Below are 11,994 nucleotides of genomic sequence, written 5' to 3' on the forward strand. Positions count from 1 at the left end.
TAGGTTGCACGGCGCAACTTACGCTTCCCCTCCACGCTCGCATTTAGTAACGTCACCTTATGGGAGAGAGACCAGCAAGCAATCGCGCGACCGATTTCGACGTGCTTATCGTCGGCGCAGGCATATCCGGCATCGGCATGGCCGCACATATGCGGGAGAAGATTCCGGATCACAGCTTCGCCATTGTGGAGCGGCGCGAGAATCTCGGTGGGACCTGGGATCTCTTCCGCTATCCCGGCGTGCGATCGGACAGCGACATGCACACACTCGGTTTCGAATTCGAGCCGTGGAAGCATGAAAAATCGATAGCCGATGCGCCTGCGATCCTCGAATATCTGGACCGGATCGTGGACGAGCGCGACATTCGCCGCCACATCCGCTTCGGGCACAAGGTGATTTCTGCTGACTGGCAAGGCGCGGATGCCCGCTGGCATGTCACGCTCGAAACATCGGACGGCGAGCGCAAGATGCTCACCGCCAACTGGCTCTATCTCGGATCGGGCTATTACGATTACGACGAACCTTATGATCCCGGTTTCGATTTCGGCGATTTCACCGGGCAGGTGATACACCCCCAATTCTGGCCCGAGGATCTCGATTACGCAGGCAAGAACGTGGTCGTGATCGGCTCGGGCGCGACCGCGGTGACCATTGTTCCTTCGGTGGCCCGGCAGGCGGCCAAGGTTACCATGCTCCAGCGCACGCCGACATGGATGTTCTCGCGCCCGGCCAAGGACGGTTTTGCGAATTTCCTGCGCAAGATCTTGCCCGAAAAGACGGCTTACAAGATTACGCGCTGGAAAAACATCAAGCTGCAGGACGTCGGTTTCAAGCGCGCGCGAACCAAACCGCAAAAGGTCGGCGAATTCCTGCACAAGAAGATCAGGAAGATCATGGGGGAGGATTTCGATCTCGCTCCCTTCACACCGCCTTACAATCCCTGGGACCAGCGCCTTTGCCTGGTACCCGACGACGATCTTTTCGAAGCGATCAAGAGCGGCAAGGCCGATGTCGTCACCGGCCGGATCAAAGCCTTCGAGAAGGGCGGCGTCCGGCTCGAGGATGGAAGTTTCCTCCCCGCCGACATCGTGGTGACCGCCACCGGTCTCAAGCTGGCCGTGGCCGGCAAAATCGCGCTGACCGTCGAGGGCGAACCGGTCGATCTGGCCCAACGCTTCTACTACAAAGGCTGCATGTTCTCGAACCTGCCGAACCTTGCCGTTGTGTTCGGCTATCTCAATGCCAGCTGGACACTGCGGGCCGATATCAATTCGGACTATATCTGCCGGGTACTTTCCGAAATGAAAGCAAGCGGCAACGACATCGCCGTTCCCGTCCTGCCCGATACACATGATCTCGAAGAGGACGACATCTTCGATTTCTCCTCCGGCTATATCCAGCGTGCCAAGCACATCATGCCGAAGAATGCGGTGAACTACCCGTGGCGGCTGAACCAGGAATATGTGATCGACCGCAAGCGCATGCGCGCCGATCCGGTGGACGATGGAATCCTCTCTTTTCGGCGCAGGAGTGCGAACGCGCGCGAATTGCACGAAACGCTCGAAGCTGCGGAGTAGCTTTCGCAGACCAGCCGCAGTAGGTGGTCAGGCATGACTGATCGTATCTACACCGCCGGGCTGGTCGTGATCGGCGACGAGATCCTTTCGGGGCGCACTCACGACAAGAACATCGCGCAAATCGCCAGCTGGCTGCAGGTGCAGGGCATTCGCCTGTCCGAAGTGCGCGTGGTGCCCGATGTGATCGAGCGGATCGTCGAAGCTGTCGACGCGCTGCGCGAAGCGAACGACTACCTCTTCACAACGGGCGGGATCGGGCCCACGCATGACGACATTACCGTCGACGCCGTCGCGCAGGCCCTTGGCGTGCCGGTGATAATCCATCCCGAAGCGCGCGCTATTCTGGAAAAATATTATACTGACAAGGGCGGGCTCAACGAAGGCAGGCTGCGCATGGCGCGCACGCCCGAAGGTGCCGAACTGATCCCCAACCGCATGTCCGGTGCACCGGGTATCCGGATCGGCAATGTCTATCTCATGGCGGGTGTCCCGCACATCACTGCAGGCATGCTGGATGCCCTCACCGGTACGCTCGAAGGCGGTGCGCCGCTGATTGCCGAGACTGTCGGCGGGTTCATTCCCGAAAGCGAAGTATCGGGTTTGCTCCGCGAGGTCGAAAAGGCCCATGAGAACTGCCAGATCGGCAGCTACCCCTTCTTCCGCGAAGGCCGCGTCGGCTCGAACTTCGTCATCCGCTCCACCGACCGGGCCGACCTCGATGCTTGCATGGCGGAACTCTGCAAGGGACTGGAAGAAGCGGGCTTCGCCTATACCCCCGGGGGCATCTAAACCGACAAAAAGAAAGGGCCGGAGGTCTCCCCCCGGCCCTTTTCCCGTTTGCACTACCGCCTATCGGCCGCTTGAACGCGGAAGGCCCTCAAGCGGCGAAGCGATAGGGCAACAAATTACGCGCCTTCGACTTCGCCGAGGTCGACCTTGAGGCCGGGGCCCATCGAGCTGGTCAGCGTGACCTTGCGGACATACTTGCCCTTGGCACCGGCCGGCTTGGCCTTCACGATGGCTTCGGTCAGCGCCTTGAAGTTCTTCTTCAGGTCTTCATCCTTGAACGACAGCTTGCCGATGCCGCTATGGATGATGCCCTGCTTCTCGACGCGGAATTCGACCTGGCCGCCCTTGGCGTCCTTCACGGCCTGTTCCACGTTCGGCGTGACCGTGCCGAGCTTCGGGTTCGGCATCAGGCCCTTGGGGCCAAGCACCTTGCCGAGACGACCGACGACACCCATCATGTCCGGGGTCGCGATGACGCGGTCATAGTCGAGATTGCCGTTCTGCATGTCTTCCATGAGATCTTCGGCACCGACCTTGTCGGCTCCAGCGGCGAGCGCCTTTTCGGCATTGTCGCCCTTGGCGAACACTGCGACCCTGACTTCCTTGCCGGTGCCGCTCGGGAGCGAAACCATGCCGCGGACCATCTGGTCGGCGTGGCGCGGATCGACGCCGAGGTTCATGGCGACTTCGACGGTTTCATCGAACTTGGACTTATGCTCGCGCAGCGTGGCGAGAGCTTCATCCACCGTGTAAAGCTTCTCGCTGTCGAGCTTTGCGCGGACCTGCTGCTTCTTCGTCTGCTTTGCCATGTGCTTAGCCCTCCACCACTTCGAGGCCCATCGAACGCGCGGAGCCTTCGATGATCTTCATGGCCTGGTCGATATCGTTCGCATTGAGGTCGGCCATCTTGGCTTCGGCGATTTCCTTGATCGCGCTCTGTTTGATGGTCCCGGCCGAAACCTTGCCCGGCTCCTTCGAGCCCGACTTCAGCTTGGCAGCCTTCTTCAGGTAATACGATGCCGGCGGAGTCTTGGTGACGAAGGTGAACGAACGATCCGCATAGACGGTGATGACCGTCGGGATCGGTGCGTTCTTTTCGAGGTCCTGCGTCGCGGCGTTGAACGCCTTGCAGAATTCCATGATGTTCACGCCGCGCTGACCCAGCGCAGGGCCGATGGGCGGAGATGGATTTGCAGTGCCCGCGGGCACCTGCAGCTTGATATAGCCTTCGATCTTCTTGGCCATCACTGGCCTCCTTTCACACTGTCGGCTGCATCTTCCGATCCAGCCTCATGTTGAGCGGTCGAGCGGTCTGCAAGGCAGGCCTCCCGCGTGGATTTCCCGTCACTGTCGCTTGGGAAGGCGCGCACATAGCGATTCTGCCCGTAAATGCAAGCCATGAGAGAGGCCCCGAACACTGCCAGAGTTTCACAAAGATGCGCGGAAAACCCGCCATGCCTGCGTGATTGCAAAGCCGCCCGGTGATAGAGCGTTATTGCGCGGCGCGGCCATTTTCCGTCGGCATAGCGCGAGGAGGAGATGCGCGTCATGACCGAGCAGGCGATCGTTTCGACTGGCGAGACCGGACAATCAGTGTATCGCCAACCGGGATGGGGTGGCTTCGCGCTCCAGTTTATCAGCGTAATCATCGTCTATTTCGCTTGCGGCATTCCCGGTGTCGCAATCTGGGGCGAGACGTCGACGGGCGCGGCGGTTTCGGTCGCTTCCAGCATGGCCGGCGCGCTGCTTGTGGCCTGGTTGTGGCTCCGGCGCGAAGGCGCCGTTGCAATAGCCTGGAACTTGCGCGCTCCGGCAAGCTGGGCGCCCACTCTTGGCTGGGCGGTATTGGCGACGATCGCCATCATCGGCTGGTTCACGCTGGGCAGCATGCTGGTCGAAGCGATCGGGCTGAGCACGCCCGATGTGGAACAGGTGCTGAACTGGGTCACCCAGAGCCAGTTCCATTTCATCCTGTGGATTGTGCTTGTGGCACTTTTTGCGGCGGGACTTGGCGAGGAACTGCTCTGGCGCGGCTTTCTGATGGATCGTCTCGCCCGGCTCGGCGGCCTGCGCGGCCGCATGTGGCTGGTGATCCTGGTGCAAGCAGTCCTTTTCGGCCTGCCGCATTTCTACCAGGGGCTTGGCGGGGTAATCATAACCGGCGTGGTCGGCATCGGCTTCGGCTGGCTGCGCTATCGCTGCGGCGGGAACCTTTGGGCCTGCGTGCTGGCACACATGGCGGTCGACACGATCATGATGAGCCTGTCCTATGCCGACAAGCTGGGTTTCATACCCGGAGTAAGCAGCTAAAGCCTGATACTGCAGATACGAAAAAGGGGCGCCCTCGGTTTCGAGCGGCGCCCCTTTTCGTAACTCTCGAGCGGTCTTACTTGACCAGTTCGACCTGTTCGAATTCCAGTTCGACCGGAGTCGCACGGCCGAAGATAGAGACCGACACCTTGACCTTCTGCTTGTCGAAATCGAGTTCCTCGACAAGGCCGTTGAAGCTGGCGAAGGGACCGTCGAGCACCTTGACCTGATCGCCGATTTCGTAATCGACCGAAACCTGCTTCTTGGGTGCCGACTTGGCTTCTTCCACGCCGCCGAAATAACGCGCGGCTTCCTTTTCGGAGATCGCCTGCGGCTTGTTGTTATTGCCGAGGAAGCCGGTAACCTTCGGCGTGTTCTTGACGAGGTGATACACGTCGTCGGTCATGTTCAGCTTGGCCAGTACGTAGCCGGGCATGAACTTGCGTTCGACCTGGACCTTCTTGCCTCGCTTCACTTCGGTCACGGTTTCGGTGGGGACCTGAACTTCTTCGACACCTTCGGAAAGGCCCAGACGCTCGGCCTCGGCGATGATCGAATCGCGGACCTTGTTTTCGAAGCCGGAGTAGGCGTGGATGATGTACCAGCGTGCCATGTGTTCTCGTTACCCTTGCGAAAGATCAGGCCAGCGTCAGCAGCCAGCGCACCACGGCGCCGAACAGCGAATCGACGCCGAGGAAGAAGAGCGAGAGAATGATCATCATGATGAAGACGAAAATCGAGATGCGGACGGTTTCCGGCCAGGTCGGCCACACCACCTTGCGACCTTCGGTCTGAACCTGCCGGATGAATTCGGCGGGCGAGGTCTTGCTGCCCTTGGCGACCTTCGGTGTCTTATCGGCTTTGTCGGCCATGATCTCTAGCGCTCTCTCGCGTTGAATTTCTGTGTCGCTTCCGGGATGGGGGTTTCGCCGCCCCGATACAAGGTCGGGAGGGGCTTTTCCTTCATCGATGTCGGAAGACGCGGACGCACTTAGGCCGCGCGAAACAAAAACGCAAGCCGTGGAGGGCCGCGCAGTTCCGGCTTTTCAAGCGGCTCCCGCATGGCTAGCCTGCACGCTTCACCGAATATCGGGACGCATGAGGGGAATACCAGAATGGCAAATGCCACACCGCCGAGTTTCGGCGAAAGGATGATCGAACCGGTCACCAATATTTCCGATTTTATCTGGGGCGGTACCTGGGACGGCGTTGCCGTGATCCCTTTCCCCCCGCTGGCTTTGATCCTGCTGGGCGTGGGCCTGTGGATCATGATCGGCCTGCGCTTCTATCCGATCGTCAAGCTGGGCAGCGCCTTCGCCGGACTGTTCCGCGGCCGCAAGAGTGCGGGCGCGGGTGAAATTTCGCCTTTCGCCGCGCTGTCGACCGCGCTTTCCGGCCAGGTGGGGACGGGCAATCTGGCCGGTGTCGCCACCGCCATCGCACTCGGCGGCCCGGGTGCAATATTCTGGATGTGGGTGACCGCCCTGTTCGGCATGGCTCTGGGCTTCGCCGAAGGTTCGCTGGCCATTCGCTATCGCGAGAAGACCAGTGACGGCGTCTATCGCGGCGGCCCGATGAGCTACATCATGATGGGCCTGGGTCCGAAATACACCTGGCTTGCCATCCTGTTCTGTCTCGGCACGCTGTTCAGCGCGCTGGTGACCGGCAATTCGATCCAGGCGAACGAGGTCGCCAGCGGGCTCAACGAGTTGTTCGGTTTCGAGCGTTGGCTGGGCGGACTCATCGTGGCGATCGCGGTGTTCATCGTCATCATCGGTGGCATCAAGTCGATCGGCCGTGTGGCGGAAAGCATCGTGCCATTCATGGCCGCAGCCTATATCGTTATGGCCATTATCGCCCTGATCCTGAACTTCGGCGACTTGCCCGAGACCTTCGGGCGCATTTTCGACGGGGCCTTCAATGTCCAGAGCGCAAGCGGCGGTTTCGCCGGTGCTGCCATCATCCTGGCGATCCGTGCGGGTGTGGCACGCGGTCTGTTCTCCAACGAAAGCGGCCAGGGTTCGACCCCGATCGCCCATGCCGTGGCGCAGACCAACGATCCCGAACAGCAAGGCCGCATGGCGATGCTCGGCACGTTCATCGATACGATCGTGATCTGCACCATGACGGCTCTCGTCATCCTGACGGTTCAGGGCGACTTCACCTATCAGGGGCAGGCGGTCGACCATGTATGGCAGTCTGATCTCGGGACGACTGCCGCATCCGGCTTCGTGACCACGAGCGGTGCCTTTGCCGCGGCTTTCCCCTTCGAGATCGGGAGCATCCCGCTGGGAACACTGATCGCCAGTGTCGCGCTTATCCTGTTCGTCTTCACCACGCTCCTGACCTGGAGCTATTACGGCGAACGCGCGATCACCTTCCTTTACGACCGGGTGCCGGGTTCGACCCGCGGCGGCGAAAAGAAGCTGCACATCGCCTGGCGCGTCATCTGGTGCATCGCGATCTTCATCGGAGCGACGCAGCCGAGCCAGCTGGTCTGGCGCCTTGGAGATATCTCGAATGCCGCCATGGCCCTGCCGAACCTGCTGGCGCTGGCACTGCTGAGCGGCGTGGTCTTCAAGTTGGCCCGGGGCGACCGCACAGCCGGCCCGACGCACACGGCCGAAACGCCGGAGGAACCGGAAGAATATTGATCCTTCCGCTCCTGCTGGAGACGCAAAAAAGGGGCCGGGAGATCGCTCTCCCGGCCCCTTTCTTTCAATACTGAGCCTTTATCAGCGAGCGCCGAACAGACGGGCGAAAAAGCCCGGCTCTTCCATCGGCAGGATCTTCCCATGTTGCTGATAGCGAAGACTGGCGTCGCTATAGGCCTTGGGCTTCACCCACCGATCGGGGCTGCTGCTGCGATAGGACAAGCTCGACATGGTTTACTCCTCCATGAAATCTTTTCCCTGCGTCCGCCTCTCAAACTGCCGGGCCTGGAGGCGGGTTCCCGCTCAACTCCCCGAATGACCCGGAATCTGTGACTAATTGGCAACTTGACCGTCTGATCGCTCTGGACGCCAACCGGTCAACTTCCGCCGCTGGCAATCCAGTTATCGATTTTCGCTTCCAGCACCGGCAGGGGCAGCGCGCCGGTGTTCAGCACCTGTGCGTGAAATTCGCGAATGTCGAAATTGTCGCCAAGCCGCTCTTCCGCACGCTGGCGCAATTCCTGGATCTTCAGTGCTCCGACCTTATAGGCGAGCGCCTGCGAAGGGATGGCGATGTAACGCTCGACCTCGGCCACCACTTCCGTCTCGGTCATCCCGCTGTTTTCCAGCATGAAGTCGATCGCCTGCTGGCGGGTCCAGCCCTTGGAATGCAGGCCGGTATCGACCACCAGGCGCATGGCGCGGAGCTGTTCGTCCTGCAGCGTCCCGTACCGGTTCCACGGGTCTTCGAAGAAGCCCATCTCGTACCCCAGCGTCTCGGCATAGAGCGCCCAGCCTTCGATATAGGCGGTCTTGCCGCCGAAGCGCATGAAGCTGGGCAGGTCCTCGTTCTCCTGCGCAAGGCTGATCTGGAAATGGTGCCCTGGCGCCCCTTCGTGGAGGTAGAGCGTGACATTGCCGGTCGTGAGGCGGCTCGGCAGGTCATAGGCGTTGAAATAGAACGTGCCGGGACGCTCGCCATCGGGCGAACCGGATTGATAGGATCCCCCCGCCTCGAACTTCTCGCGATATTCCTCGTACGGCTTGATCAGCAGCGGAGTCTCGGGAACGAGCGAGAAATATTCGCCGATCTTCGCATCGACCTCCTTGCCGATATCGTAATAGGCCTGCGTCAGCGCTTCGCGGCTCTCCGGCTTGAATTGCGGATCGGTGCGGACATGATCGAAGAACTCGTTGAGCGTCCCTTCGAAGCCGACTTCGGCCTTGATCTGCTCCATACCCTCCTTGATCCGGGTCACTTCGCCGAGTCCGAGATTGTGGAGGTAATCGGCGGTCAGCGGCAGCGTGGTCGTGCTCTCGATAAGCTGGCGATAGAGCATCGGACCGCCCTTCATCTGGCCCAGCCCCACGCTGTCGCGCGCGGCAGCATAATACTCGTCACGCAGGAAATCGCGCATCCGGGCGTGTACGGCATAAATATCGGCGATCGCGACGCGGTATTCCTCGGTCAGGCGCGCCTTGTCCGCGGCGTTGAAATCGTCCGGAAAGTTGGTGACCGGCATCCAGAAGGGCGATTCCTCGATATCCATGGCCAGCTGCGTATCGAGCTGGCTGATGACATTGCCGATGGTCAGCTTGGTCTCCAGCACGCCGGTCTTCATACCTTCGCGGAACTTGGCGATCGCGCGGTCGGACAGCTCCACATATTCTTCGTGGCGCTTCAGGTTGTTTTCGTAATCCTCGATAGTTTCGAACGGTGCCGCGCTCTGCCCGCTGGCGAAACTGGGATAGAAGGTGTGGAAGCCGGAGAAATGGTTCACCGGCCGCACCTCGGTGACTGCGAGAATTTCGGGCGTCAGGCCCTTCAGCGTTTCTTCCTGATCATACTCGAAGACATCATAGGCCAGCTGGTCGGTAGGAGAGAGCGCAGCGCGGTCGATTTCCGCGAGCTTGGCGAGATTGAGCTGCGCATCGGCGCGGCTGGCGTCGTTATATTCGTCGGTCAGGAAGTCGCCCAGCCTGTCCGCATAGCGCATGTCACCGCGGAACAGCGCGCTTATGGGGTTCAGCTTAAGGCTGCGTTCGTCCGCCTCGGCAAACAGGGCGAAGAGCTTTTCGTGCTCCGCCGCTTCGCCCGCGTCGGCGAGTTCCATCGTGCCGGAGAGTTCGTTCTCGCCAGTCTGAGAGACCGAAACGGTTTCGCCCGGCGTGGTTGCACAGGCCGCAAGCGACAATGCGGATGCGCCAGCCAGCGCGATATTCACAAGTTTCATTCAAGTACCCCACTTGGACATTGTTTTGAGCAAGCTGATCAATATCCGGTGTAATTGAAATTGTCGCCCGACAGTAACGCCATGCCGTCCGACAAACAGCGATTCCTGATTGTTGGAAATCAAGATTCTGGCAGTAATTACACGTTCGCTGCCGTCCGCGGGTCAAATACTGGACCCGGTTCTGATGTCGACGTAGGGTGCCGGAGTCCAGGCATTATTGCGAGGGATTCCAATGCGACAACCTCTTCTCCCGGCTCTTTTGGGAATTTGGCTTTCGGCTTCATTTCCGGTTGCAGCGCAGGAGATGTCGGACGAGCAGGATGCGGAAGGCCTGCCGGACCCTCCCATCGTCGTAATCGCCAATCCCAACGTTGCCGAACGGGTAGTGACTGCGGGTTCACGCCTTCCGCAGAAAAACATCTTCGCTAACAGCGGGATCGCCTCGAGTGTCGGCACGAGAGGTTTGGGCCCGCAATCCGGCATGTCGCCGCACAGCAGTGTGCGAGGTATTAAGAAAAAGGATTGCGTCTCCGAAGATCCCGCTTTGGGGAAAGTCGTCATATGCACGCTCGCTACCGGAGATGATCTATTAGCTGCGGGTGACATGGATGGCGCCCTCACGATGTATCGTAGCATTGCGTATTCATCCGAGAATTCCGCGCGTGAAAGGCATGTGGCGAGCGAGAAGCTTTATGCTGCTGCCCATCAATCCAGAGCTGTTGAGCTACGAGAGGAGGGATTGATCGCCCTCTTGGCCAATGGGGGCCTCAATCCCGGTGAGGCGCGCTCGGCCAGACGCACTCTCGTCGCGCTTGCTCTCTCCGAGAATGATAGGATCAAAGCGATCCGACGACTGGAAAACGTGGTAAAGCACGATCCCGACGACGCGGACAGCCTTGCGAACCTTGCAATTCTCCAACGGGCGGAGGGTATCGCAGGGTCAAGAGCGACGATGCAGCGCGCGATCGCCATTCGCAATTCTGCAGATCGATCGGTTCCGGCCAGCTGGAGCCGCTTTGCCGAAGCCGATTGAACGAGCTCCCCCGAGGCTCTCCCTCTTACATCATTCCGCCACGCGCCCGCGCACCATTACCCAGTCGACATCCTCCAGCACGGTTACATCGTCCAGCGGATTGCCTTCGACCGCTATAATGTCTGCCGAATAGCCCGGCGCGATGCGGCCGATCTCGGCTTCCATGTGCAGTACCTTGGCCGCCATGGTGGTGGCGCTTGCCAGTGCTTCCTGGGGGCTCATGCCCTGCCCGACCATCAGCGCGAATTCTTCCGCATTGCGACCATGCTCGAACACGCCCGCATCGGTGCCGAAGGCAATCGGCACATTCCAGCGATGGGCCTTGCCCATGAAGACCTGCGCGGTTTCGGCGACGGCGCGTATCTTTTCCTCGACCACGGGCGTGTAGATGCCCTTGCCCAGCCCCTCGGTCACGCCCTTGAACGCCATCAGCGTGGGGATCAGTATTGTACCGTTCTCGCGCATGGCCTTCGCTGCCGCCTCGTCGAGATAGGTTCCGTGTTCTATGGTGTCGATGCCTGCACGCGCAGCGGCTTCGATCCCGCGCGCGCCATGCGCATGGGCCATGACGTCGAGTCCCAGCGATTTCGCGGTCTCCACGATGCTCTCCATCTCGGGATCGCTGAAATGCGCCTCAAGCCCGCGGCCCTGCTGGCTGAGGACACCGCCCGTGGCGGTGATCTTGATCGTGTCCGCCCCGTTCTGGCTGGCGCGGCGAACCTTCTCCGCGCATTCGACCGCGCCGGTGCAGGTATAACCGCTCGAAAGCAACTCGTTCACTTCCGGCAGGAAGCCCGAGACGTCTCCATGCCCTCCGACGATCGCCAGTGGCGGACCAGCGGCGATGATACGCGGCCCCTGGATCAAGCCTTCCTCGGTCCCGCGCCGCAGAGAGAACGCCGTGTGCTGCGAACTGCCTGCTTCGCGCACCGTGGTGAAACCGGCCTTGAGCGTCCTTTCCGCATTCTTGGCCCCGACGACCACACCCCACTCGTCAGGTTCGACCGCGCCGCGCCAGAAATCGCCGCCCGGATCGCCGGTGAGATGGACATGGAGATCGACAAGACCGGGGACCAGCGTCTTGCCTTCCAGATGCACCATCTGCGCGCCTTCGGGCACGTCGGCCCAGCCTTCTTCAACGCTCACGATGCGTCCGTCGGTCACGGTCACGGTCGCACGGCCCATCGGCGGGGAATCGGCGTCCACAATCACGCCATCGGCATGAATGACGGTCGTTTCCGCAAGCAGCGGGCTGGCGGCACACATAATCGCGGCAAGGGCGGCGGTCGGTTTGCGCATCAAGTCTCTCCTCCTGAATTGCGCGCGGTGATGCCCGCTCGGCCTGCCGCCCACAAGCCCCGGTTTGCCCTTTGCGACATGAACGCTATGAAAGCGCG

Annotated in this window: 13 protein-coding genes; 5 read left to right on the forward strand and 8 right to left on the reverse strand. The window is 60.7% G+C overall.

The features are described 5' to 3' along the window. Window positions 1–59 precede the first annotated feature (59 nt). Both AC13CE_RS11095 and AC13CE_RS11100 read left to right on the forward strand, forming a co-directional pair. Window positions 60–1,577, forward strand: a complete 1,518-nt coding sequence (locus tag AC13CE_RS11095; protein ID WP_482972420.1) for a flavin-containing monooxygenase — start codon at window positions 60–62, stop codon at window positions 1,575–1,577. Window positions 1,578–1,610: 33 nt separating this feature from the next. Continuing rightward, complete coding sequence (locus AC13CE_RS11100; RefSeq protein WP_482972421.1) at window positions 1,611–2,366, forward strand: competence/damage-inducible protein A; 756 nt, start codon at window positions 1,611–1,613, stop codon at window positions 2,364–2,366. A 116-nt stretch (window positions 2,367–2,482) separates the two neighbouring features. Here AC13CE_RS11100 and rplA read toward each other — a convergent pair whose 3' ends face one another. The 3 genes from rplA to AC13CE_RS11115 are packed head-to-tail and all read right to left on the reverse strand — an operon-like array spanning window position 2,483 to window position 3,916. Next, window positions 2,483–3,175 carry a 50S ribosomal protein L1 gene (gene rplA / locus AC13CE_RS11105; protein ID WP_482972422.1) on the reverse strand — a complete coding sequence of 231 codons (693 nt, stop codon included), beginning with the start codon at window positions 3,173–3,175 and terminating at the stop codon, window positions 2,483–2,485. 4 nt (window positions 3,176–3,179) lie between these two features. Continuing rightward, window positions 3,180–3,611 carry a 50S ribosomal protein L11 gene (gene rplK, locus AC13CE_RS11110; protein WP_221537862.1) on the reverse strand — a complete coding sequence of 144 codons (432 nt, stop codon included), beginning with the start codon at window positions 3,609–3,611 and terminating at the stop codon, window positions 3,180–3,182. Further along, the gene (locus AC13CE_RS11115; protein ID WP_482972423.1) at window positions 3,611–3,916 is read right to left on the reverse strand and encodes a hypothetical protein; all 306 of its coding nucleotides are present in this window, start codon (window positions 3,914–3,916) and stop codon (window positions 3,611–3,613) included. Before AC13CE_RS11115 ends, rplK begins: the two co-directional genes overlap by 1 nt. On the opposite strand from AC13CE_RS11115, the gene AC13CE_RS11120 reads away from it, so the two are divergent. Next, window positions 3,915–4,676 (forward strand): CPBP family intramembrane glutamic endopeptidase, encoded by a 762-nt coding sequence (locus AC13CE_RS11120; protein WP_482972424.1) that lies wholly within the window; start codon window positions 3,915–3,917, stop codon window positions 4,674–4,676. The genes AC13CE_RS11115 and AC13CE_RS11120 overlap by 2 nt on opposite strands. A 76-nt stretch (window positions 4,677–4,752) precedes the next feature. Here the strand turns inward: AC13CE_RS11120 and nusG are convergent, their stop codons facing one another. After that, window positions 4,753–5,289, reverse strand: a complete 537-nt coding sequence (gene nusG, locus AC13CE_RS11125; RefSeq protein ID WP_221430388.1) for a transcription termination/antitermination protein NusG — start codon at window positions 5,287–5,289, stop codon at window positions 4,753–4,755. Window positions 5,290–5,314: 25 nt separating this feature from the next. Continuing rightward, complete coding sequence (gene secE / locus AC13CE_RS11130; RefSeq protein WP_160726904.1) at window positions 5,315–5,548, reverse strand: preprotein translocase subunit SecE; 234 nt, start codon at window positions 5,546–5,548, stop codon at window positions 5,315–5,317. 243 nt (window positions 5,549–5,791) lie between these two features. On the opposite strand from secE, the gene AC13CE_RS11135 reads away from it, so the two are divergent. Then, complete coding sequence (locus AC13CE_RS11135) at window positions 5,792–7,330, forward strand: alanine/glycine:cation symporter family protein (protein WP_221537864.1); 1,539 nt, start codon at window positions 5,792–5,794, stop codon at window positions 7,328–7,330. Between the two features lie 81 nt (window positions 7,331–7,411). Here AC13CE_RS11135 and AC13CE_RS11140 read toward each other — a convergent pair whose 3' ends face one another. Both AC13CE_RS11140 and AC13CE_RS11145 read right to left on the reverse strand, forming a co-directional pair. Beyond that, the gene (locus AC13CE_RS11140; RefSeq protein ID WP_202391799.1) at window positions 7,412–7,561 is read right to left on the reverse strand and encodes a hypothetical protein; all 150 of its coding nucleotides are present in this window, start codon (window positions 7,559–7,561) and stop codon (window positions 7,412–7,414) included. 146 nt (window positions 7,562–7,707) lie between these two features. Then, the gene (locus AC13CE_RS11145) at window positions 7,708–9,564 is read right to left on the reverse strand and encodes a DUF885 domain-containing protein (protein ID WP_482972425.1); all 1,857 of its coding nucleotides are present in this window, start codon (window positions 9,562–9,564) and stop codon (window positions 7,708–7,710) included. A gap of 304 nt (window positions 9,565–9,868) precedes the next feature. Between AC13CE_RS11145 and AC13CE_RS11150 the strand changes: the two genes are divergently transcribed. Next, the gene (locus AC13CE_RS11150) at window positions 9,869–10,597 is read left to right on the forward strand and encodes a hypothetical protein (RefSeq protein ID WP_482972426.1); all 729 of its coding nucleotides are present in this window, start codon (window positions 9,869–9,871) and stop codon (window positions 10,595–10,597) included. A 30-nt stretch (window positions 10,598–10,627) separates the two neighbouring features. On the opposite strand, the gene AC13CE_RS11155 is transcribed toward AC13CE_RS11150, so the two are convergent. Continuing rightward, on the reverse strand, window positions 10,628–11,896 hold the full coding sequence (locus AC13CE_RS11155; protein WP_482972427.1) for a metal-dependent hydrolase family protein: 1,269 nt from the start codon (window positions 11,894–11,896) through the stop codon (window positions 10,628–10,630). Window positions 11,897–11,994: the final 98 nt, after the last annotated feature.

This window comes from Qipengyuania sp. B-5 (assembly GCF_056857815.1).